The organism is Streptomyces sp. NRRL WC-3618 (assembly GCF_001280005.1).
Taxonomy (GTDB): domain Bacteria; phylum Actinomycetota; class Actinomycetes; order Streptomycetales; family Streptomycetaceae; genus Streptomyces.
This window is the reverse complement of sequence record NZ_LGDW01000001.1, coordinates 87,769-110,020: the sequence shown is the minus strand read 5'-3', so window position 1 is coordinate 110,020 and position 22,252 is coordinate 87,769. Positions and strand designations below refer to the sequence as shown.

Here is a 22,252-nt window from a genome sequence, read left to right as displayed (position 1 = left end):
GCCATCCACCCGCGTTCCCAGCGGCGGCCCGTTCTCTCGGCCGATCCGTGGCCGGGGCCGTCGGCCATAGCGTCGAGGTGTGACCGACGACCTGCCCAGCCTCATGTATCTGCTCGCCCTCGACGACACGGCCGAAGGCCCCTACGACCGTTCCCGTACGGAGCTGCTGGTCCGTGCCGCGGCCCTGGCCGACCTCGCCTCACGCGGCCGGCTGCGGGAGGCGGGCGGCACGGTCACCGTGTCCGGTACGGAGCCGGTCGGGAACCCCGTCCTGGACGGCGTCCTGCGCGATGCCGCCGACGGGCACGGTTGGAAGCACCTCATCCGCCGCCACCGCGAGCGGACGCTGACGGAGGTGGAGGATCGGCTCGCCGAGGCGGGGCTCCTCACCGTGCGGGCGCCCCGCACCCGCTTCGGCACCCGGCGACTGACCGTGACGGACCGAGCCGTGCCCGCCGCGCTCCGCGCGCGCGTATCCACGGCGCTGCACGGGGACGGCCCGGTACGGGAGATCCCCGCAGCCGACGCCGTACTGCTGGCGCTGGCCGCCGCGGGCGCTGTCCGCCCGGTCGTGTCCCGCCAGGACCAGAAGACCTTCCGGGCACGCATCGACGCCTGCACAGGACGTCTCGCCGACCTCGCGCCCGGCCTGGAGAAAGCTGTACGCGCTCTGCCGACGACCATGATCGCCGCACAGGGCGGCATGGGCGGCGGCTGACCGACCCGACGGGGAGATGACGACCATGCACCGTGTCCTGACCACCCTGGGCTGCGCCCTGACCGCCGTACTCGCGACGGCCTGGTCCGCGCCGCCACCGACAGAGCCCGCCACGCCTGCCGCCGCCCCTTCTGCCGCCGCCACGACGGTACGCACCCACGACGGCCTCGTGCGCGGCGCCGCCCGCCACGGCTACCGCACCTTCGAGGGCATCCCCTACGCGGCGCCCCCGGTCGGCGGCCTGCGCTGGGCGCCGCCCCACCGCCCGACGCCCTGGTCCGGGGTACGGGACGCGACCCGGCCCGCGAGCGCCTGCCCGCAGCCGGCCGGCGAGGTGCCCGGCGGCAGCACCGACGAGGACTGTCTCCACCTGAACATCACGACGCCGGACGACGCGGAACCGGCACACCCCCGGCCGGTGATCGTGTGGCTGCACGGCGGGGGCTTCACCACCGGAGCGGGCAGCTCGTACGACGCCCACCGCATCGCCACCCGGGGCGACGTCGTGGTGGTCACCGTCAACTACCGCCTCGGGGCCCTCGGTTTCCTCGCGCACAGCGGACTGCCCGGCTCCGGCACCTTCGGCCTCGCCGACCAGCAGGCGGCGCTGCGCTGGGTCCGCGCCGGGATCGGCGCCTTCGGTGGAGACCCGCGCAACGTGACGCTTGCCGGTGAGTCGGCGGGCGGCTACAGCGTCTGCGCCCAGCTCACCTCACCCTCGGCGGCGGGGCTCTTCGACCGGGCGATCATTGAGAGCGGCCCGTGCACAGGCCGCTTGGACCTGCCGTTCGCGCCGTCCTCCGTCCCCTTGTCCACGGCGCGTGCCATGGGCGCGGACCTCGCGGCGAAGGTCGGCTGCGGAACCGCCCGCGACGTCCTGTCCTGTCTGCGGCGCGTGCCCGTCTCCCAGCTGTTCGACGCCCAGGACGTCGACCAACACCCCTCCTCCTCCACCCCGTTGCTGCCCAGCGACCCCGCGCGGGCGATCGCCGCCGGCCGCTTCCACCACGTCCCCGTCCTCATCGGCAACAACCACGACGAGGGCAACGGCTGGGCCGCCGGGATCGTCCAGGCAGGCCATCCCGTGACCCCCGACACCTGGCCCGACATCGTGTCCGCCTTCTTCCCCGCGCCGGGGGAGGCGCAGGCGATCGTGCGCGAGTACCCGGTGCACTCCACCGACGGGGGCCCGGTGTTCGGCGCGGTCATCGGCGACGCCGACTTCGCCTGCCCGACGGCGCGCGCCGACAGCCTGCTCTCCGCCCATGTACCGGTCTGGCGCTACGAGTTCGCCGACAAGGACGCCCCGCCGCTCACCCCGGGGACACCGCCCTTCCCGCTCGGCGCATCGCACGCGACCGAGCTGTCCTACCTCTTCGACCTGGGAGGCCGCCCCCGCGACCTGACCGCCGCACAGCACCGGCTGGCCAACACCATGATCGACTACTGGACCCGCTTCGCCCGCACCGCCGACCCGAACGGCCCGTCGTCACCGCACTGGCCCCGGCACGCGGTACTGACCCTGGCACCGGACCACGTCGTCCCGGCCCCCGCAGGGCAGTTCGGCCACCACTGCGCGTTCTGGGACGCCCGCTGAGGATCGTCACCGGACGTCGTAGGTCAGGTGCGTCGCGGTCGATGTCGGCGTCACGCTCCGCTGCACCAGCGTGCGTGGCGCCCGGCCGGTGAAAAGTGGCGTCCCCGCTCCGAGGACGACGGGCGCGAGGTGCAGGCTCAGTACGTCGACCAGCCCGGCGTCGAGTGCCGAGCCGACGGTGGCGCCGCCGCCCATGAGGACCACATCGAGGTCCTTGCCGCCGGCCGACGACGCCGCCTCGGCCAGCTCGCGCGCGGCGGCGACGGCGTCGGCCAGACCGGTGGTGACGAACGTCCAGTCGAGGCCGGCGAGCCGCACGGAGCGCGGCGTCGAGCTCGTCACGACGACGAACGCGGGCTTGCCGACCTCTCCGGCGCCGTAGCCGGTCGTGTCGTCCCAGCCGTCCGGCCCGTCGACCACGTCGAAGAGCCGGCGGCCGAGCACGACGGCACCCGAGCGGGCGGTTCCGTCGCGCAGGACCCGGCGGTCCTCGGGGTCGTCGGAGAACGCCCAGGTGTGCAGGGCCGCGCCGCCGGTGCCCAGACCGTTGGCCGGGCCGGGGTCGGGGCCGGTGACGAAGCCGTCGAGGGAGACCGAGATGTCGGCGATGATGCGAGTCATGTCAGGGCAGACCCGGTCCACCGCCCGAACTCATCGCTCACCGGGGATGTCAGAAGTCGCGTTCGAGTCGGCATCACCCGATCAGGTGAAAGGGGACACCAACGGGGTAACGGACGTCTTCCTGCGGACAGTGCCCTGAGAACGACCATCACGGGGGAACAACCATCACGGGGGGAACAATCATGTCCACGTACCGAGCCACGCATCGTCGCGCCGCTCTGGCGGTCGCCGTCGTCGCCTCGGCGGCGCTCACCGCACCCGTCGCGGGCGCCGCACCCAGGGCGCCGTACACCGAGCCGATCAGCGTCTCTCCCGCGGGCAAGGCGGGCAACGGCGCCACGTCCACCTCTGTCATCAGCCGCAACGGCCGCCATATCGCCATCGCTTCGGCGGCCGACGACCTGGACCCCCGGGTGTCGCACGCCGGCATGTACGTCCGCGATCGGCACACCGGCAAGCTCCGCTTCGCCGGGTTCGGCGGCCTGGTGGCGGTTCTGAACGACGGCCGCTACGTCTACGCCCAGTACGTGGCGCCCGCCGAGGACACCGACGTGTGGATCCAGAAGGTCGGGTCGGCGAGGCGGGTGGGCTTCGGCATCGAGATCCCCGACGGCTTCTCCGGTCAGCCCTCCGAGGTCTCCGTCAGCCCCAACGGCCGTTACGCCGTCTACACGCTCCAGGAAACCGCCCAGAACAACAGCAGCGTCGTTTTCCTGCGCGACCGAGTCGCCGGCACCACCCAGCGGATCAGCCACCCCAAGCCGACCTGGGAGCCGCGCAACGCCTTCCAGCCGACGGTCAGCGACGACGGGCGCCGCGTCGTCTACCAGTACAACTACATGAACGGCCCGCGCGGCGACGACTGGGGCGACGTCTGGATGTACGACCGCACCACCCGCAAGTACACCCAGATCGACCGCTCCCACGACGGCACACCGACCGAGAAGGAGTCCCTGAACCCGTCCATCAGCGGCAACGGCCGTACGGTCGTCTTCGAGTCCCGGGACATCCATCTGGTCGCCGATGACCTCGACGCCAGCTGGAACGTGTTCGTGCACGACGTCCGCACCGGCAAGAACCGGCGCGTCCACGGCACCCAGGGCGGCCCCGGCGAGGTCTACACGCGGGACGCCGCGGTCAGCGCGGACGGCCGCTATCTCACGTTCATGTCGGAGGTGACGGAACCCGGCAGCCAGTACGGCAAGGAGTACCCCGTCTACCTGCGGGACCTGAAGAAGGGCACCACCACGCTGGTCACCCCCGACACCCACGGCGGCGCCGCGACCGCCGAGGTCCTGCCGGGCCGGATCGCCGACGGTGCCCGCCGCATCGTCTTCCAGTCGTCCGACCCGACACTCGTCCCGGCCGGCGACACCAACGACGGCACCGACGCGTTCGTACGGCACCTCGGATGATCAGCCCAGTGCTCGCATCCTGAGACGGAGGGTGAGCGCGGGAGCGGTCTGTGCCAGACTGCCCCCGTGCTCTCGTTCGCCACGATTATTGGCAGCAGGCGCGCCGGTCCGCAGTGACCGCCTCGTACGACCAGGTACGGGCGGCCATCGTCGTCTTCGACCCGCGCGCAGACCTCTCGCACCCGCGAGGGGTTTTTCGCTTTTCTGGCCCACCTTCAGCCGGAGAAGGAGCGCGAGGGATCATAGGGGGACGGTGGAACCGGTCATTCCGGTACAGACCGAGATCGACATCCTCAGGAGCCTTGAGATCATGACGGAAACCAGCGAGCTCGACGACTCGTTCCACGTCTTCGACACGACCCTGCGCGACGGCGCCCAGCGCGAGGGCATCAACCTCACCGTCGCCGACAAGCTGGCCATCGCACGGCACCTGGACGACTTCGGCGTCGGCTTCATCGAGGGCGGCTGGCCGGGCGCCAACCCACGCGACACCGAGTTCTTCGCCCGCGCCCAGCAGGAGATCGACTTCCGGCACGCCCAGCTCGTGGCCTTCGGCGCCACCCGCCGGGCCGGCGCCAAGGCGAGCGAGGACCCGCAGGTCAAGGCCCTCCTGGACTCCGGCGCGCCCGTCATCACCCTGGTCGCCAAGTCCCACGACCGGCACGTCGAGCTGGCGCTGCGCACGACTCTCGACGAGAACCTGGAGATGGTCCGCGACACCGTCGCCCACCTGCGCTCCGAGGGCCGCCGTGTCTTCGTGGACTGCGAGCACTTCTTCGACGGCTACCGGGCGAACCCCGAGTACGCCAAGGCCGTCGTCCGCGCCGCGTCCGAGGCCGGCGCCGATGTCGTCATCCTCTGCGACACCAACGGCGGCATGCTCCCGGCCCAGGTCCAGGCGGTCGTCGCCACGGTCCTCGCCGACACCGGTGCCCGCCTCGGCATCCACGCCCAGGACGACACGGGCTGCGCGGTCGCCAACACCCTCGCCGCCGTCGACGCGGGCGCGACCCACGTCCAGTGCACGGCGAACGGCTACGGCGAGCGCGTCGGCAACGCCAACCTGTTCCCCGTCGTGGCGGCACTGGAGCTGAAGTACGGCAAGAAGGTCCTGCCCGAGGGCGCGCTGCGCGAGATGACCCGTATCTCCCACGCGATCGCCGAGGTCGTCAACCTGACGCCGTCCACGCATCAGCCGTACGTGGGAGTCTCGGCCTTCGCGCACAAGGCGGGCCTGCACGCCTCGGCCATCAAGGTCGACCCCGACCTGTACCAGCACATCGACCCCGAGCAGGTCGGCAACACCATGCGGATGCTGGTCTCCGACATGGCGGGCCGTGCGTCGATCGAGCTCAAGGGCAAGGAGCTCGGCGTCGACCTGGGCGACGACCGCGAACTGGTCGGCCGGGTCGTCGCGCGGGTGAAGGAGCGAGAGCTGAAGGGCTACACGTTCGAGGCGGCCGACGCGTCCTTCGAGCTGCTGCTGCGCGCGGAGGCCGAGGGCAGGGCCCGTACGTACTTCGAGGTCGAGTCCTGGCGCGCGATCGTCGAGGACCGCCCCGACGGCAGTCACGCCAACGAGGCCACGGTCAAGCTCTTCGCCAAGGGCGAGCGCATCGTCGCGACGGCGGAGGGCAACGGCCCGGTCAACGCCCTCGACCGCGCCCTGAAGGTGGCCCTGGAGAAGATCTACCCCCAGCTCGCGAAGCTGGAACTGGTCGACTACAAGGTCCGCATCCTCGAGGGCAAGCACGGTACGCAGTCCACGACCCGTGTCCTCATCTCCACCTCGGACGGCAAGGGCGAGTGGTCGACGGTCGGCGTCGCCGACAACGTGATCGCCGCGTCGTGGGAGGCGCTGGCGGACGCCTACACGTACGGACTGCTGCGGGCGGGCGTCGAGCCCGCGAAGTAGGGGGCCGTATTCGGGCCAAGTGGCGGGAGGCGCGTTCGGCACCTTGACGGCTCACAGGGGCACTTGTTGACTCGCGGCGTGTTCCAAGCCGTGAGTTCACGAGAGGTGTTCAAGTGGACTCGAGAACTCTGGGGCTCAAGAACCCCGGAGTCTCAGGGACTCAAGGACTCCAGTACTGCGAGAGCCGAGGGAAGGTCCATGCGCCGAACCGCCCTGCTCGTCTGCGCCACTTTGTTGACCGGGCTGCTGCCCCTGGCCGCCGCGGGCACGGCGGCCGGGGCCGACGACCCCGCCCCCGTCCCGCTGGACCGCTTCGAGGGCGAGGTCCCCTTCGCCTCCCCGCCCGCCGGAGGCATCTTCACCTGGGGCGGCGACGCCGACGATCCGCCCCGACTGGCCCTCACCGAACGGGCGGACGCCCCCGAGGGCGCCAAAGTGCTCACCGGCACCTACGACATCAGCGGATACGGCGGCTTCACCCACGACTTCGCCTTCGCCGAGCCCGCCCACGACTGGTCGGCGAGCAAGGGCATCCGCTTCTGGTGGGAGGGCCACGGCAACGGCAAGAAGGTCAACTTCGAGCTGAAGGACGGCGGCGCCAACGGCGAGGCCTCCGAACTCTGGACGACCTCCTTCACCGACGACTTCACTGGCTGGAAGCAGATCGAGCTCCCCTTCACCAGCTTCGTGTACCGCACGGACTACCAGCCCGTCGGCGGTATCGACCAGATCCTCGGCCTCACCGCGATGTGGGGCTACGGCCTCACCCTCCCCGTCGGGATCAGCGGTCAATTCGCCATGGACGGCGTTGAGTTGTACGGCAAGGCCGATCAATCGCTGCGCGCGTCCGTCACCACCGATTCCGTCGTGTACCCGGTGCGGGAGGGCGGCACGGCGAAGGTCGCCGTCACGCTCGGTACGACCGGCTCCGCCCCGCTCGCCGACCCAGTGACGGTCACCTACGAGACGACGACCGGCGGTACGGCGTCGGGCGGCGCCGACTACAAGCCCGTCCACGGCGAGTTCACCTTCCCGGCGGGCACCGCCTCCGGCGCCTCCCGCACGATCCAGGTCCCCACCCGCAAGGACAAGTCGGCGGAACCGGCGGAGACGATCCCCCTCAAGCTCACGGTCACCGGCGCCAAGGCCCCGGCACAGACCCCGCAGATCGTCATCGACGCCCACGGACTCCCGTATCTGAACGGCAAGTTGCCGGTGCAGCGGCGCGTCGCCGACCTCCTGTCCCGGATGTCCCTGGCGGAGAAGGCCGGCCAGATGACCCAGGCCGAGCGCGGCGCGGTCGTGGCGACCCCCGGTGACATCGCCTCCTACGACCTGGGCTCGCTGCTCTCCGGCGGCGGTTCGACACCCACGCCCAACACCCCGGCGGCCTGGGCGAAGATGATCGACGGCTTCCAACTCCAGGCGCGGGCAACGCGGTTCCAGATCCCGCTGATCTACGGGGTGGACGCGGTGCACGGCCACAACAACCTCGTCGGCGCCACGATCATGCCGCACAACATCGGCATCGGGGCCGCCCGCGACCCCCAACTCGCCTACGGGGCAGGAAAGGTGACGGCGGCCGAGGTCCGGGCCACCGGCGTCCCCTGGGACTTCGCGCCCTGTCTCTGCGTGTCCCGTGACGAACGCTGGGGGCGCACGTACGAGTCGTTCGGTGAGGACCCGGCGCTCGTCGAGCAGATGGAGACGGTGATCCAGGGCCTCCAAGGGCGCGCGGACGGCACGGAGTTGAAGAGGAACGACAAGGTCCTGGCCACCGCCAAGCACTTCGTCGGCGACGGCGGCACCACGTACGGCTCCTCCACCACCGGCTCGTACACCATCGACCAGGGCGTCACCCAGGTCACCCGGAAGCAGTTGGAAGCCGTCCACCTGGCCCCCTACCAGGACGCCGTCGACCGGGGTGTGGGTTCGGTCATGCCGTCCTACTCCTCCCTCGACATCGCGGGCGACGGCCAGGGACCGGTGAAGATGCACGCCCGCGCCGACATGATCAACGGCGTGCTGAAGGGCCGTATGGGCTTCGACGGCTTCGTGGTCAGCGACTGGCAGGCCATCGACCAGATCCCCGGCGACTACGCCTCCGACGTCCGTACGTCCGTCAACGCGGGCCTCGACATGATCATGGTCCCGAACGCCTACCAGGACTTCCACACCACCCTCATGGCCGAGGTGAACGCGGGCCGGATCAGCGCCAAGCGGATCGACGACGCCGTCTCCCGCATCCTCACCCAGAAGTTCAAGCTCGGCCTCTTCGAGAAGCCGTACGCGGACACGAGCGGCGCGGCGGACATCGGCTCGGCCGAACACCGGGCGGTGGCAAGGCAGTTGGCGGCGAAGTCGCAGGTCCTGCTGAAGAACGGGAACGGCCTGCTGCCTCTCGCCACATCCCAGAAGGTGTACGTCGCAGGATCCAACGCCGACGACATCGGCAACCAGTCCGGCGGCTGGACCGTCACCTGGCAGGGCTCCTCCGGGAACATCACCAAGGGCACGACGATCCTGGCGGGCATGCGGAACGCGGGCGGCAGCGTCACCTACTCCAAGGACGCCTCCGCTCCGACCACCGGTTACGACGTGGGTGTGGTGGTCGTCGGCGAGACCCCGTACGCCGAGGGCCGCGGAGACGTCGGCAACGGCAACGACCTGGAGCTGAGCGACGCCGACAAGACAGCGGTCGACCGGGTGTGCGCGGCGATGAGGTGCGCGGTGCTGGTGGTCGCCGGGCGCCCCCAGCTCATCGGCGACCGGCTCGGTGACATCGACGCCCTGGTCGCCTCCTGGCTGCCGGGCACCGAGGGCGACGGCGTCGCCGACGTGCTCTACGGCAAGCGCGCGTTCACCGGCCAACTCCCGCTCACCTGGCCGAAGTCCGAGGCCCAGCTGCCGATCAACGTGGGCGACACGACGTACGATCCGCAGTTCCCGTACGGCTGGGGACTCACGACCAGGACCAAGATCACGGAGGGCGGGGACAAGACCCTGAGGGCACTGTCGGCCGAGGCCGGCGAGGCACAGAAGGCCCACGACGAGAAGGCGGGACGCGCGCTCGTCACCAGGGCGAGGCTGCTGGTCCAGGAGCGGATCGGCGGACGGATCACGCCGGCCACCGCCAAGCCCTTCGCCGACGCCGACCATCTGCTGCTGACCGGGCGGTACGGCGCGGCCGTGGAGAAACTGAGGGCCGCGTACCGGGCAGCCTGAGCGGGGGGCGGCGGCGGACCTGGGGAGGAGAGGGAGGAGCGGGGGAGAGGAGCAGGAGGAACGGGAGCAGCGGGAACCTCACCGGGACCGATGTCCGTTTCTCCCCTCCGTCGGGTAGCTTCGAACATATGAAGGCCGTGGTGGTCCGTCGTGTCGTACGTCTGCTGCTGATGCCCTTCGCCGTGACACTCGCGGCCCTCACCCTGCTCATGTCCGCGCCCGGCGCGCACGCGTCCACCGACCTCTCCACGGTCGCCGACGCACTGCGCGCGGGCCCGGTCTATGTGGACCCCGCCGCCTCCGACCTGCTGTCCCCGTCCGACGCCCAGGCGCTCGCCGCCAGGATCAAGGACGCCGACAAACCCGTGTTCGTGGCCGTCCTCCCGGCCGGCTATCCGACCCGGAACCTCTTCACGAACCTGCGTACGGAGACGGGGATCACGGGCGTGTACGCCGTCCGCCTCGGCGACCGCTTCGACGCGCGGGCCGACAGCAGTGTGCTGAGCCACGCGGCGGTCGGCAACCTCGTGACGGCGGTCCGGGGCGCGGGCGACACCAAGGCCCAGCTGAACGACTTCGTCGACGCGGCACTGCGCGGCAATGTCGGAGGTACGGCGCCCGCCACCTGGAGCGGCTCGGGCAGCGGCGGTGGAGTGGACACCGGGGCGCTGATCACCGTCGGCGCGGTGCTGGCGGCGGGCGGCGCCGGCGCGTACGCACTGGTCCGGCGCAACCGGCGGCGGCACGAGGAGGAGCGGCGGGCGGCGCTCGCCAAGCTCACGGTCGTCGTCGACGAGGACATCACCGCGTTCGGCGAGGAACTCGACCGGCTCGACTTCCACCCCGCCGAGGCGGGCGCCGACGACGTGATGCGCGCGGACTACGAACGGTCGCTGGACGCGTACGAGAAGGCGAAGTCGCTGATGGCGGCGGTTCGGCGCCCGGAAGAGGTGCGCGGGGTGACGCAGGCGCTGGAGGACGGCCGGTTCTCCCTCGCGCAACTGGCCGCGCGCCGCGAGGGCCGCCCGCTTCCCGAACGCCGCGGCCCCTGCTTCTTCGACCCGCGCCACGGCCCCTCGGTCACCGACGCGACCTGGACCCCGGCAGGCGGCACCCCCCGCGAAGTCCCGGTCTGCGCCGCCGACCAGGCCCGCTTGGCCGACGGCCACGACCCGGCGGTCCGCGAGGTGGAAACGGCCTCCGGCCCCCGCCCCTACTGGGACGCGGGCCCGGCGTACGGCCCCTGGGCGGGCGGCTACTTCGGCGGCGGCATCCTCCCCGGCCTCCTCGTCGGCACCATGCTGGGCACCATGATGGCCACCCCGTCCTACGCCTCCGACTACGGCGCCGGCTACGGCGACTTCGGAGCCACGGGAGGCTTCGACGGCGGCGACATGTCGGGCGCGGACTTCACCCCGGGTGACTTCGGCGGCGGTTTCGACGGCGGCGGCGGTTTCGACGGCGGCGGAGACTTCGGCGGCGGTTTCTGACCAAGCTCCCCTCCGACCAAATCCAGCGGCGCCCATTCCAGCCCCTCCGGCGTTTGAGGAGCGGGGGTTCGGGGGCAGCGCCCCCGAGGACGGGAAGGGGCGGCGGGGGCGAAAACCCCTGGAACCGCGAGCCCCCACGACACACAGCCACGGACCCGGCGCTGAAACAGCACCGAGCCCGTGGACGCCGTACGGAGCGGAACGAAGACGAGGATCAGAGAGTCGACGCCGCCGAGGCGATGGCCGAGGCGAAGTGCGAGACCTCGGTGTAGACGCCGGGGGCCTTGGCGCCGGCGCAGCCGTCACCCCAGCTGACGATGCCGACCTGGACGAAGGCACCGGCGTTGTCCTTGCGGAACATCGGACCACCGGAGTCGCCCTGGCAGGTGTCGACACCGCCCGACGCGTAGCCGGCGCAGATCTCCTCGCCGGGAACGAGGCGGTTGTAGAGACCGCCGTACCCCTTGCAGGTGGCGTCGCTGATGAACGGCACCGTGGCCTTGAGCATGTAGCGCTGCTGAGCGCCGCCGGAACGGGTCGCACCCCAGCCGGCGACGGTGAAGTCACCGGTGTCGTACTGCGTGGTGGTGGCGATCTTCAGCGTCGGCAGGTTGATCGGCTGGGCGAGCTTGATCAGCGCCCAGTCCTTGCCGGTGCCGTTGTAGCCGGGGGCCACGAGGACCCGGGTGGACCTGACCTGGACACGACCGGAGGTGGACTGGAGGTCCACGACACCGGCGGTGGCCGTGATGCTCGTGTTGGCGCCCGAGTCGTCCACACAGTGCGCGGCGGTGAGCACGATCTGCTGCGTGTAGAGCGCGCCCCCACAGCCCATGGAGAGCCGGACCATGAACGGGAACTCCCCCTGCGCGGCACGGGTGCCGCCGACGACGGGCGCCGTGGCGGCCTGCGCCGAGGAAAGGGGCTGAAGGCTGATGATCGCGAGCGCGGCGGCGCCGGCGGCCGCGGCTCTCTTGAACGCGGTGACGAGCTTCTTCAACGTGATGCCTTCCGTGGGGGGTGGACATACGCAGAGATGTCAGGCTCATGCCAAATAGCAGAAGGAACTCCCGCGAGGGGTGGCATGGCCTGGTCAAAATCCGTTGAAGGATTATGTGAATTCCGCGAGCGCACCCACAAGGGGCGAATTCCAGCCGCGCCCATCGAGCCACCGGGTCGAACCGTGGTGGTGGTGTGTGAGGGCCGGGACTATGCGCCCGCGTCGGGCAGCCGCAGCCACTCCGCCCAGGACAGATCCCGCCCGATGAACCGAGGCCGCGCGAAGGGCCAGTCGTCGGCGATCCACTGAGGCACGAGAGAGTCGAGAGCCCGCTCCACAGCACTCCCCACAGCGCTGTCCGCCACCCACCAGGAGACCTCGGCGTCGGCGCCGGCCTTCTCGGGCGGATCGATGTAGACGCATCCGAGTTCGACGGTCTCGTCGGAATTGAGCAGCACGTAGTTGAAGGACTCGTGGGCATCGGCCTCGGCGGCGTGCCGCTCGAGATCGGCAAGGTTGGCCTCGTACGTGATGGTGGCGGCCGGCCACCCCCAGGCCTCCCCGAAGATGCCCCACAGCCGCTCACGCGAGCCCATGACGGTCGGGTAGTCGAGGGCCGCGTCGGCCCCGCGAATCGGCCGCAGATGATACCCACCGGGTACGTCGACACGCAGCGGGTGGGCGAAGTCGCGGGGGAGCCAGGTCATGATCGGAGGCTAGCTCCCGGGCGGCGACCTCGCACCGGGTTATCCCGGCGGGACGGGCCGCCGACGGCCGTACGCCGACGCCCGTCGAGGTCAAGCCCGTACAGCGTCAAGTGGGGCGTCCCTGACCGGGAGTTGGGGCACCGGCACCCCTCCGCCCCCCCGGTCGGGGACTGACCGCCCCGCCCATGTCGCGTCACGCGTTCCTGATGGCCGAGATGTCGAAGTTCAGCTTGATCTTGTCGGACACCAGCACGCCGCCCGTCTCCAGTGCCGCGTTCCACGTCAGGCCCCACTGCGAGCGCAGGATCTCCGCCTTGCCCTCGAAGCCCACGCGCTCGTTGCCGAACGGGTCCTTCGCCGAGCCGTTGAACTCCAGGTCGATGGAGATCGGCCTGGTGGTGCCGAGGATCTCCAGGTCGCCGGTGATGCGGTAGTCGTCGCCGCCGAGGGACTCCGCCTTGGTGGAGCGGAACGTCATCGTCGGGAACTCGTCCGTCCGGAAGAAGTCGGAGCTCTTCAGGTGGCCGTCGCGGTCGGCGGAACCCGTCTCGATGCTGTCCATCCTGATGTCGAGGGACGCCGTCGAGTTGGTGGGGTCGCTGCCGTCGAGGTGGAGGGCGCCCTCGAACTCCTGGAAGCTGCCCTTGACGTTCGTCACCATGGCGTGCCGGGCGACGAAGCCGATCGTCGTGTGGGACGGGTCGATCGTGTAGTCGCCGGTCAGCGCGGCGAGCTCGGGGCTGACCGCGGTGGCCACGGACGTGGTGGTGGCGGTGTCGCCGGCGGCGGTGCTCTTGCGGCCGAAGATGCTCATGGTGTGACTCCTTGGGGAGGGGTGTGCCGAAGTTGTTGAATATTGAATCAGCCCAACGAGCGCCACCGTAGTCCTATTCCGTTCAATTTTCAACTGTATCCATGAGGTGAGCGAACGGTTACTCCAAGTGTCGTAGGTCGGTGTGTGAGGTCGCGGGTGTCGCCGATGCGACTTTGTGTGACCCCTACAACCCGCATGGCCTCTGAACAGTCGGGTCGGCCGCATCCCGACGCTGTTCTGTTCAGGGGTACCAGGAAAACGCGCCGGAGACTGTACGGAGTCGACGGCCCGGTTTTCTTGCTCGATTTCGTATGGTCGCTACATGACCGTTTTGGATGAGGCGCAGGGTGAGTTGGCGGGCGAGTCGGCGGGGGAGCCGACCGACGCACGCGGGCGAGTGGCCGAGCTGCACGGGATCCGTGCGCAGGCCCTGGCCGGACCCAGCGAGAAGGCCACCGCGGCGCAGCATGCCAAGGGCAAGCTGACCGCCCGGGAGCGCATCGAGCTGCTCCTCGACCCGGACTCCTTCAACGAGGTCGAGCAGCTGCGGCGGCACCGCGCGACCGGCTTCGGTCTGGAGGCGAAGCGGCCGTTCACGGACGGTGTGATCACCGGCTGGGGCACGGTGGAGGGCCGTACGGTCTTCGTGTACGCCCATGACTTCCGGATCTTCGGTGGTGCGCTGGGCGAGGCTCACGCCACGAAGATCCACAAGATCATGGACATGGCCATCGCGGCCGGTGCGCCGCTGGTGTCGCTCAACGACGGTGCGGGCGCCCGTATCCAGGAGGGTGTCTCGGCGCTGGCCGGGTACGGGGGCATCTTCCAGCGCAACACCAGGGCGTCCGGTGTCATCCCGCAGATCAGCGTGATGCTCGGCCCGTGCGCGGGCGGCGCGGCCTACAGCCCCGCGCTCACCGACTTCGTGTTCATGGTCCGCGAGACCTCGCAGATGTTCATCACCGGTCCGGACGTCGTCAAGGCGGTCACCGGTGAGGAGATCACCCAGAACGGCCTCGGTGGCGCCGACGTGCACGCCGAGACCAGCGGTGTGGCGCACTTCGCGTACGACGACGAGGAGACCTGCATCGCCGAGGTCCGCTACCTCCTCGCGATGCTCCCGCAGAACAACCGCGAGAACCCGCCGCGCGTCGAGTCCGAGGACCCCGCGGACCGGCGCAGCGACGTCCTGCTGGACCTCGTACCGGCCGACGGCAACCGGCCCTACGACATGGCCAAGGTCATCGAGGAGATCCTCGACGACGGCGACTTCCTCGAGATCCACGAGCGTTGGGCCCGCAACATCATTTGCGCGCTCGGTCGCCTCGATGGCCGGGTGGTCGGCATCGTCGCCAACCAGCCGCAGAGCCTCGCCGGGGTCCTGGACATCGAGGCCTCGGAAAAAGCTGCACGCTTTGTCCAGATGTGCGACGCTTTTAACATCCCGATCGTCACGCTGCTGGATGTCCCCGGCTTCCTGCCGGGCGTCGACCAGGAGCATGGCGGGATCATCCGGCACGGCGCGAAGCTGCTGTACGCCTACTGCAACGCGACCGTTCCGAGGATCTCGCTGATCCTGCGCAAGGCGTACGGAGGCGCGTACATCGTCATGGACAGCCAGTCCATCGGCGCCGACCTCACCTACGCCTGGCCGACGAACGAGATCGCCGTGATGGGCGCCGAAGGTGCCGCCAACGTCATCTTCCGCCGCCAGATCGCGGACGCAGAGGACTCCGAGGCGATGAGGGCTCGGATGGTCAAGGAGTACAAGTCCGAGCTGATGCACCCCTACTACGCCGCCGAGCGCGGTCTGGTCGACGACGTCATCGACCCGGCCGAGACGCGCTCGGTGCTCATCAGGTCGCTCGCGATGCTGCACACCAAGCACGCCGACCTGCCCTCGCGAAAGCACGGCAACCCCCCGCAGTGATCCCGCTCGGTAACCCAGCGGATCCTTCGCGGTCCCCCCGCGGAAACCTCTCTCACGGAGACTGTGACCTATGAGCACCTCTGACATTCGCGTCGAGAAGGGCCACGCCGAGCCCGAGGAAGTCGCCGCCATCACGGCCATCCTCCTGGCCCGCGCGGCATTGGCCCCGGCGGCCGCCCCGGCCCACCACCGCGGCCACCCGAAGGCCGGCTGGCGCCGCCTGGAGCGCGAGGGCGGCTTCCGCGCCCCGCACAGCTGGCACTGACGCTTTGTAAACGCCTGAAGGGGCCCCTCTCTCAGAGAGAGGGGCCCCTTCAGGCGTTTTGTTTTGTTTGTAGGGGCGCGGGGAACTGCGCGACAAGCCACTGGGCTGCCGCAGACGGTCTACAACCGTCCGTGGCAGCCCAGTAGCCGCAAAAACCGTCTACCTACCGCAGGCGAGCCATCAACGCGTGCTCCACCAGAGTGATGAGCGCGCTCTTCGCATCGGCACGGTGCCGGGCATCCGTGGTGATGATCGGAGTGTCGGGCCCGATCTGCAGAGCCTCCCGCACCTCGTCCGGGTTGTACGGCTGGTTGCCGTCGAACCCGTTCAGGGCGATCACGAAGGGAAGGCCCGAGTTCTCGAAGTAGTCCACCGCGGGGAAGCAGTCGGCGAGGCGTCTCGTGTCGACGAGAACGATCGCACCGATCGCGCCGCGCACCAGGTCGTCCCACATGAACCAGAAGCGGTCCTGGCCCGGCGTACCGAACAGGTACAGGATCAGGTCCTGGTCCAGGGTGATGCGGCCGAAGTCCATGGCGACGGTCGTCGTCGTCTTGTCCCCGGTGTGCGTAAGGTCGTCGATGCCCGCGGACGCGGACGTCATCACGGCCTCGGTACGCAGCGGATTGATCTCCGAGACGGCCCCGACGAACGTGGTCTTACCCACGCCGAAGCCGCCCGCCACCACGATTTTCGCGGACGTGGTGGAGCGGGAAGGCCCTCCGCTAGAGCTTGCGAAGTCCACTGAGCACCCTTTCGAGCAAAGTCACGTCTGGCTGGCCGCCGGCGCTCTCGTCGCCGCCGGGCTGATGGATGGCGACCAGGCCTGCCTCCGCCAAGTCGGCGACGAGGATCCTGGCCACACCGAGAGGGATGGTCAGCAACGCCGAGATTTCGGCCACCGACTTGATCTCTCGGCAGAGGTTGCAGATTCGCTGATGCTCGGGCAACTGGCCCTGCATCTGATGCGGCTGCGCAGTGGTGTGCACCAGCGCCTCGATGGCGAGCTGGTAGCGCGGGCGGGTCCGGCCGCCGGTCATGGCGTACGGACGTACCAGGGGGTTGTTGGCCCCCCCGGCGGGCGACGGCTCCGGGGAGCGGCGCTGCGGCTGAACGGGCTGGATGCGCGGCGCCGGCGGCTGGTCGTACGGCGACGGTCCGGGACCCTGCGGGTTCTGGGGCGCGTACGGCTGCTGCCGACGGTGGCTCGGTGCGGAGGGGAAGTTGTACCGGTTCTGGTCACCCTGGCCCTGACCCTGGCCAGGGCCGTACGACCAATTGCCCGAGGGTGAACCGCCTGGGGGTGTTGCCACTTTCTTCTCCTCCTCCGACTGTGCCGGGCACCGCATCACTGTGGCGCCGCGTCCGAAACCTACCGTCCCGGAACGCCAAAACGCACCGTCTGACTGTTAGTTGAGAAGGCTCCCTTGGAGCTCCGCACGCAGATCGGGTGTGAGGACCGTACCGGCACGGTCGACCAGAAGTGCCATCTCGTACCCAATGAGACCGATGTCGGCCTCCGGATGTGCAAGCACCGCGAGCGAGGAACCGTCGGACACGGACATGATGAACAGGAATCCCCGCTCCATCTCCACAACCGTCTGGTTCACGCTGCCGCCCTCGAAGATGCGCGAGGCACCCGCGGTGAGAGAGGTCAGACCGGAGGCGACAGCGGCGAGCTGGTCCGCACGGTCTCGCGGAAAGCCTTCGGACATCGCCAGAAGGAGTCCGTCGGCGGAGACCACCACGGTGTGCGACACCCCGGGGGTGTTGTCCACGAAGTTGGTGATCAACCAGTTAAGGTTCTGCGCCGCCTGGCTCATCGGGCTCACACTAACGCTCCTGGTTGTAGGTGCTGTCAGGCCCACCGTGGTGATTCCTGGTGGCCTGGCCGTTCGTCTCACTACCTGCGGTGCGTCCTCGTTGGACGCCCCGGCGCAGGTTGCTCAACCTGCCCCGGATGTCCTCGGGGGCGCGGGAGACCGACGGGCCGCCCTGGGGAGTCGCTTCCGCGGCGCCCTCGATCAGGTTGGCTTTCGGTACCCGACGCGGCAGGCCGGAGGAGGTCACCCCGCCCGCCTTGGGCTTGCGGAGCTGTGAGGCCTGCTGCCAGCGCTCGTCGTTGGCCGAACGCCAGTCGTCGGGACCGGTCCCGTTGCCGGTCCCGTTGCCGTTCGCGGTGCCGTTCTGCTCCGCCGGTGCCGATGCCGGTGTCTCCTGGCCCACGTGCTGCCGGGAGGTGCCGTTGGTGGTGCCGCTCGCGGTGGATCCGCGGCGGGGGAGCCCTGCATCGGTCAGCGTGTGGGCGGCGGAAGGCGCCGGTCCCGGATGCTCGAAGCCTACGTGATTCCGCTCACTCACGTCAGCGGCCTGCGTCGATTCCGATTCCGGAGCGTACTCGGAACTGTGCCCGTTGCGGTAACCGTCCGGCTGCGGCCAGTCGTCCTGGTGGCGCCGCTCCTCGAAGGGCGAGAAGGACTCCGGGGCGGAGGCGTGGGCCGGGGCGGGCTCTTCCTGGACCGGCTCCTGGTACGCGGGCTCCGGGTAGCCGCCGTTGCCGTTCGAGGACGGGTAGCCGCCGTTCGTCGCCGGGTACTCGCTCCCGGTCGCCGGGAAGCCGTCCGTCTGCGGGAAGCCGTTGCTCCCGTTGTAGTACGGCTCCTCGTACGACGACGGCTGCGGCTCCTCGTACGCCGTCTGCTGGTCGTAGCCCGTGAAGGGCTCCTCCAGGGCCGGCGTCTGGCCGTTCGGCGCGACGGTGAAGTCGTCGCCGTACGCGGGGGCCTCGACGGCCTCCTGCGGGGCCGACTCGGGGTGCGCCTGGGCCTCCAGCTGCGCCCGTCGCTCGTCACGCATCAGGGAGCGGCCCACCGGGTCCAGCTCGCGGATGTCGTCCGGGACCTCGATGTAGCGGCTGTCGTCGAAGCCGAGCTCGGCAGCCGTACGCATCGGCTGCCCCTGGACGGACTGGAAGTTCTCGCCGACGTACTGCTGCTGTTGCTGCTCCGGGATGATCTGCGACACGGTGAACTCGTCGCGCTGCAGCTGCTGCTCGCCACCGCCACCGTGGGTGATGGCGTCCGGGAGCATGACCAGCGAGGTCGTACCGGCCTGCTCGCCCGAGGGGCGGAGCTGGACGCGGATGCCGTGCCGGTCGGACAGCCGGCCGACCACGAAAAGGCCCATGCGCTGCGAGATCGCGGCGTCCACGGTCGGCGGGTTGGCCAGCTTGTGGTTGATGTCCGCGAAGTCCTCGGCGGTGAGGCCGATGCCCTTGTCGTGGATCTCGACCATGATGCGGCCGTCGGGAAGGCGGGTCGCGGTGACGCGGACCTTGGTCTGCGGGGACGAGAACGTGGTGGCGTTCTCCAGCAGCTCGGCGAGCAGGTGCACGAGGTCGGTGACCGCGCGGCCGTGGATCTCTGCCTCCGGTACGCCCGACAGCTCGACGCGCTCGTACTGCTCCACCTCGGAGGAGGCGGCGCGCAGGACGTCGACCAGCGGGACCGGCTGGTCCCAGCGGCGGCCGGGCTCCTCACCGGCGAGGACGAGGAGGTTCTCGCCGTTGCGGCGCATACGGGTCGCGAGGTGGTCCAGGCGGAAGAGGTTCTCCAGCTGGTCCGGATCGGCCTCGTTGTTCTCCAGGTCGGTGATCAGGGTCAGCTGGCCCTCGATCAGGGACTGGTTGCGGCGCGAGAGGTTGGTGAAGATCGCGTTGATGTTGCCCCGCAGCAGGGCCTGCTCGGCGGCCAGCCGGACCGCCTCGCGGTGGACCTGGTCGAAGGCGCGGGCGACCTCGCCGATCTCGTCCGTGGTGTTGATGGGGATGGCGGCGATCCGGGTGTCGACGCGACCGGGGTCGGTGCGCGAGAGCTGGTCGACCAGCATCGGCAGGCGCTGTTCGGCGATACCGAAGGCCGCGTTGCGCAGCTGGCGCATCGAGCGGCTCATCTGGCGGGCCACCGCGCCGGCCAGGATGAAGGCGAGGAGCAGGGCGACCACGACGGCCGCACCCACGATGATCGCGTCGCGCTTGGCGGTGTCGGAGATGCTGACGGCCTCGTTCACGGCCTTCTGCGAGAGGTCCGACTCCAGCTTGAGGTACGCGTTGTACTTGAGGGTGTTGACCGCCCACCAGTTCTGGCGCGTGATGCCCTGCGCCGCGAGGGCGGCACGGGCGCTCGAGTCGGTCGAGGGGAGCGCGGCGAGCGCCGTGATCATCCGGGTGGGGTCGGCCGGCGGCGGGACATACGTCTCGCCCTTCGACGCGGCGGCCTGCGCGGCCTGCTCGGCCATCGCCTTGCCCTGCGCGGCGACCTGGACAGTCGCGTCCTGAAGCTTCTTGGCGTCCTGAGGGGTACCGCCCGCGATGTACTCCGCGATGGCGATCCGCTCCAGGTAGGCGTACGAGGAGAGGGCGATGCGCTGGCTGGCGAAGCTGCCCTCGCCGGGGCCGGGGTTGGTCAGCAGGTGCACGCCGATGGCGCGCTCCAGGGACACGGAGGCCTTGGTGAGCGAGATCGCGTAGACCGTACGGCCGTAGGCGGTGATGTTGCCCGTGCCCAGGCCCAGCTCGTTGGAGAACTCCATCAGGGTGTGCGAGATCGCGGTGTAGCTCTCCTCGGACTCCACGCCCTTGCGCTTGGAGGTGTAGGCCGTCTCACGGATCGCCGCCAGCTGGGGCTCGACCTCGCGGAACAGCTGGAGCCGACGCTCGATGCTCGGCTTGTCCGGGATGTTCTGGGCGGCGATGTCGAAGGCGTCGGCGGCCTTGTCGGTGGCCGCGCGGGCCTTGACGACCGTCGGGTCGTTCTCGCCCTTGCCCTGCAGCAGGGGCTCCGCGGTGACGTCGCGCTCCTGGAAGACGGCGTCGCCGTAGACCAGGGCGGCCTGCACGAAACGCGCGGTCTTCTCCGCGTCCTCGGCTTCCTGCCAGGTGTCGATCGAGCTCTTCACCTGGAAGCCGCCCATGATCAGGCCGACCACCACGGGTATGAGCAGGATCGCGTTCAGCCTGGTCGGCACCCGCCAGTTGCGCGGGGAGAAACGGCTGCCGCTCGGTGCGGGTGGCGCCATCGGCTCCGAGCCGGGCACAGCGGCGGGCGCCGCTCCTCGCGGCGGCGGGGTGAAGTTGCCCCGTGCCGACGGCTCGGGACCGCTCTTGCTTCGCCTCACTCGACCAACAACCTCTCGGCGGAAGGCACCAACGTTGTGCCGCAGTGTCTCAGAGCCCGGTAAGTCAGAGACCCTCTACAGGAGTACGTCTTTGACTATTAGGCAGTTCAGGCATTCCAGCACGTCATGCTTCGCTCTTCCAAACGTCGGAATGCGAAGATCCGTAGTGATGCAAGCCCCAGATAAAACGGTCAAAAAGAACGAGCCCCGTCAAATGACGGGGCCTATGTGAGCGCAGCGAGACCGGGCGACCGCGACGCGTGGCCATACCACCAGATATCTCTGTCGAAACGTTATGAACACCGGGGCCGGCCGTGTCAAAGGCCACAGCCGGATCCGGTGTATCTACGACAACTGGTGTACAGCATGGCGCTTTTGGCTACCGCAGGCGCGCCATGAGCGCGTGCTCCACCAAAGTGATCAGCGCGCTCTTCGCATCCGAGCGGTGCCGGGCGTCCGTCGTGATGATCGGGGCGTCGGGCCCGATCTGGAGCGCCTCGCGCACTTCTTCGGGATTGTACGGCTGATGCCCGTCGAAGCCGTTGAGGGCGATGACGAACGGCAGACCGCTGTTCTCGAAGTAGTCGACCGCGGGGAAACAGTCCGCGAGCCGGCGGGTGTCGACCAGGACCACGGCGCCGATCGCGCCGCGCACCAGGTCGTCCCACATGAACCAGAAACGGTCCTGGCCCGGCGTACCGAAGAGGTACAGGATCAGGTCCTGGTCCAGAGTGATACGGCCGAAGTCCATGGCCACCGTGGTGGTGGTCTTGTCCCCGGTGTGAGTGAGGTCGTCGATACCCGCGGAGGCCGATGTCATCACGGCCTCGGTACGCAGCGGGTTGATCTCCGAGACGGCGCCCACGAACGTGGTCTTGCCCACGCCGAAGCCACCCGCGACCACGATCTTCGCGGAGGTGGTGGCCCGGCCGCCGTCAGAGCTTGCGAAGTCCACTGAGCACCCTTTCGAGCAGTGTCACCGCAGGTGCACCGCCATTGTTCTCGTCGCCGCCCGGCTGGTGGATGGCGACCAGTCCGGCCTCGGCAAGGTCCGCGACGAGGATGCGGGCCACACCGAGAGGCATGGCGAGGAGTGCGGAAACCTCTGCCACCGACTTGACCTCACGGCACAGGTGGCAGATGCGCTGGTGCTCGGGCAGGAGCCCCATCAGCTGGGCCGGGTCGGCCGTCGTGCTGATCAGCGCCTCGATGGCGAGCTGGTAGCGCGGCCGGGTCCGGCCGCCGGTCATGGCGTACGGCCTTACCAGCGGCTGGTCGCCCTCGTCCTCGTACGTATGAGCGTACGGATCATGAGAGGCGGTGGGCGGGGTCATGAATCCTCCGGGCGGGACAGCGTCGGTCAGTCGTGCCGTCTGACAG

General features: G+C 69.7%; 18 protein-coding genes. 8 read left to right on the top strand and 10 right to left on the bottom strand.

The genetic code is table 11. The features are described from left to right. Window positions 1-79 precede the first annotated feature (79 nt). Together ADL01_RS00525 and ADL01_RS00520 are read left to right on the top strand one after the other, a co-directional pair. Complete coding sequence (locus ADL01_RS00525) at window positions 80-718, top strand: GOLPH3/VPS74 family protein (RefSeq protein ID WP_053739823.1); 639 nt, start codon at window positions 80-82, stop codon at window positions 716-718. 16 nt (window positions 719-734) lie between these two features. Next, the gene (locus ADL01_RS00520) at window positions 735-2,315 is read left to right on the top strand and encodes a carboxylesterase/lipase family protein (RefSeq protein WP_053739822.1); all 1,581 of its coding nucleotides are present in this window, start codon (window positions 735-737) and stop codon (window positions 2,313-2,315) included. 6 nt (window positions 2,316-2,321) lie between these two features. Here ADL01_RS00520 and ADL01_RS00515 read toward each other — a convergent pair whose 3' ends face one another. Further along, entirely contained in the window at window positions 2,322-2,936 is a 615-nt protein-coding gene (locus ADL01_RS00515) for a dihydrofolate reductase family protein (RefSeq protein WP_053739821.1), read from the bottom strand. 182 nt (window positions 2,937-3,118) lie between these two features. On the opposite strand from ADL01_RS00515, the gene ADL01_RS00510 reads away from it, so the two are divergent. The 4 genes from ADL01_RS00510 to ADL01_RS00495 all read left to right on the top strand — a co-directional run bounded on the left by ADL01_RS00510 (window position 3,119) and on the right by ADL01_RS00495 (window position 10,981). Beyond that, window positions 3,119-4,351, top strand: a complete 1,233-nt coding sequence (locus tag ADL01_RS00510) for a hypothetical protein (RefSeq protein ID WP_053739820.1) — start codon at window positions 3,119-3,121, stop codon at window positions 4,349-4,351. A gap of 310 nt (window positions 4,352-4,661) precedes the next feature. Next, window positions 4,662-6,266: a citramalate synthase gene (gene cimA / locus ADL01_RS00505; RefSeq protein WP_053739906.1), complete on the top strand. Its 1,605-nt coding sequence runs from the start codon at window positions 4,662-4,664 to the stop codon at window positions 6,264-6,266. A gap of 198 nt (window positions 6,267-6,464) precedes the next feature. Further along, on the top strand, window positions 6,465-9,491 hold the full coding sequence (locus ADL01_RS00500; RefSeq protein WP_053739819.1) for a glycoside hydrolase family 3 N-terminal domain-containing protein: 3,027 nt from the start codon (window positions 6,465-6,467) through the stop codon (window positions 9,489-9,491). A gap of 128 nt (window positions 9,492-9,619) precedes the next feature. Beyond that, the gene (locus tag ADL01_RS00495) at window positions 9,620-10,981 is read left to right on the top strand and encodes a hypothetical protein (RefSeq protein ID WP_053739818.1); all 1,362 of its coding nucleotides are present in this window, start codon (window positions 9,620-9,622) and stop codon (window positions 10,979-10,981) included. A gap of 214 nt (window positions 10,982-11,195) precedes the next feature. Here the strand turns inward: ADL01_RS00495 and ADL01_RS00490 are convergent, their stop codons facing one another. From ADL01_RS00490 to ADL01_RS00480, 3 genes are all read right to left on the bottom strand, one after another. Next, on the bottom strand, window positions 11,196-11,981 hold the full coding sequence (locus ADL01_RS00490; protein ID WP_053739817.1) for a S1 family peptidase: 786 nt from the start codon (window positions 11,979-11,981) through the stop codon (window positions 11,196-11,198). Between the two features lie 209 nt (window positions 11,982-12,190). Then, on the bottom strand, window positions 12,191-12,688 hold the full coding sequence (locus tag ADL01_RS00485; RefSeq protein ID WP_053739816.1) for a hypothetical protein: 498 nt from the start codon (window positions 12,686-12,688) through the stop codon (window positions 12,191-12,193). Between the two features lie 193 nt (window positions 12,689-12,881). After that, entirely contained in the window at window positions 12,882-13,502 is a 621-nt protein-coding gene (locus tag ADL01_RS00480; protein WP_053739815.1) for a YceI family protein, read from the bottom strand. A 322-nt stretch (window positions 13,503-13,824) separates the two neighbouring features. Between ADL01_RS00480 and ADL01_RS00475 the strand changes: the two genes are divergently transcribed. Together ADL01_RS00475 and ADL01_RS00470 are read left to right on the top strand one after the other, a co-directional pair. Further along, a complete protein-coding gene (locus ADL01_RS00475) occupies window positions 13,825-15,432 on the top strand; it encodes an acyl-CoA carboxylase subunit beta (protein WP_053739814.1) in 1,608 nt (535 codons plus the stop codon). Between the two features lie 70 nt (window positions 15,433-15,502). Then, window positions 15,503-15,697, top strand: coding sequence for an acyl-CoA carboxylase subunit epsilon (locus tag ADL01_RS00470; RefSeq protein WP_053739813.1), 195 nt, complete (start codon window positions 15,503-15,505; stop codon window positions 15,695-15,697). A 163-nt stretch (window positions 15,698-15,860) separates the two neighbouring features. Here ADL01_RS00470 and ADL01_RS00465 read toward each other — a convergent pair whose 3' ends face one another. The 6 genes from ADL01_RS00465 to ADL01_RS00440 all read right to left on the bottom strand — a co-directional run bounded on the left by ADL01_RS00465 (window position 15,861) and on the right by ADL01_RS00440 (window position 22,206). Continuing rightward, window positions 15,861-16,442 (bottom strand): GTP-binding protein, encoded by a 582-nt coding sequence (locus tag ADL01_RS00465; protein ID WP_026248371.1) that lies wholly within the window; start codon window positions 16,440-16,442, stop codon window positions 15,861-15,863. Beyond that, entirely contained in the window at window positions 16,423-17,010 is a 588-nt protein-coding gene (locus ADL01_RS00460) for a DUF742 domain-containing protein (RefSeq protein ID WP_053739812.1), read from the bottom strand. Before ADL01_RS00460 ends, ADL01_RS00465 begins: the two co-directional genes overlap by 20 nt. Window positions 17,011-17,106: 96 nt before the next feature. Next, entirely contained in the window at window positions 17,107-17,520 is a 414-nt protein-coding gene (locus ADL01_RS00455) for a roadblock/LC7 domain-containing protein (protein WP_005479603.1), read from the bottom strand. 10 nt (window positions 17,521-17,530) lie between these two features. Beyond that, entirely contained in the window at window positions 17,531-20,872 is a 3,342-nt protein-coding gene (locus ADL01_RS00450) for a nitrate- and nitrite sensing domain-containing protein (RefSeq protein ID WP_078960239.1), read from the bottom strand. A gap of 379 nt (window positions 20,873-21,251) precedes the next feature. After that, window positions 21,252-21,827: a GTP-binding protein gene (locus tag ADL01_RS00445; protein WP_006375318.1), complete on the bottom strand. Its 576-nt coding sequence runs from the start codon at window positions 21,825-21,827 to the stop codon at window positions 21,252-21,254. Then, entirely contained in the window at window positions 21,808-22,206 is a 399-nt protein-coding gene (locus ADL01_RS00440; protein WP_006375303.1) for a DUF742 domain-containing protein, read from the bottom strand. The genes ADL01_RS00445 and ADL01_RS00440 overlap by 20 nt, the downstream gene beginning before the upstream one ends. Between the last annotated feature and the right edge of the window lie 46 nt (window positions 22,207-22,252).

What these genes read in the sequence shown, in the direction of transcription:
- ADL01_RS00520 (WP_053739822.1), top strand. Translation starts at nt 735, where the DNA reads ATGACGACCATGCACCGTGTCCTGACCACCCTGGGCTGCGCCCTGACC.
- ADL01_RS00515 (WP_053739821.1), bottom strand. Translation starts at nt 2,936, where the DNA reads ATGACTCGCATCATCGCCGACATCTCGGTCTCCCTCGACGGCTTCGTC.
- ADL01_RS00510 (WP_053739820.1), top strand. Translation starts at nt 3,119, where the DNA reads ATGTCCACGTACCGAGCCACGCATCGTCGCGCCGCTCTGGCGGTCGCC.
- cimA (WP_053739906.1), top strand. Translation starts at nt 4,662, where the DNA reads ATGACGGAAACCAGCGAGCTCGACGACTCGTTCCACGTCTTCGACACG.
- ADL01_RS00500 (WP_053739819.1), top strand. Translation starts at nt 6,465, where the DNA reads ATGCGCCGAACCGCCCTGCTCGTCTGCGCCACTTTGTTGACCGGGCTG.
- ADL01_RS00495 (WP_053739818.1), top strand. Translation starts at nt 9,620, where the DNA reads ATGAAGGCCGTGGTGGTCCGTCGTGTCGTACGTCTGCTGCTGATGCCC.
- ADL01_RS00485 (WP_053739816.1), bottom strand. Translation starts at nt 12,688, where the DNA reads ATGACCTGGCTCCCCCGCGACTTCGCCCACCCGCTGCGTGTCGACGTA.
- ADL01_RS00480 (WP_053739815.1), bottom strand. Translation starts at nt 13,502, where the DNA reads ATGAGCATCTTCGGCCGCAAGAGCACCGCCGCCGGCGACACCGCCACC.
- ADL01_RS00475 (WP_053739814.1), top strand. Translation starts at nt 13,825, where the DNA reads ATGACCGTTTTGGATGAGGCGCAGGGTGAGTTGGCGGGCGAGTCGGCG.
- ADL01_RS00470 (WP_053739813.1), top strand. Translation starts at nt 15,503, where the DNA reads ATGAGCACCTCTGACATTCGCGTCGAGAAGGGCCACGCCGAGCCCGAG.
- ADL01_RS00455 (WP_005479603.1), bottom strand. Translation starts at nt 17,520, where the DNA reads ATGAGCCAGGCGGCGCAGAACCTTAACTGGTTGATCACCAACTTCGTG.
- ADL01_RS00440 (WP_006375303.1), bottom strand. Translation starts at nt 22,206, where the DNA reads ATGACCCCGCCCACCGCCTCTCATGATCCGTACGCTCATACGTACGAG.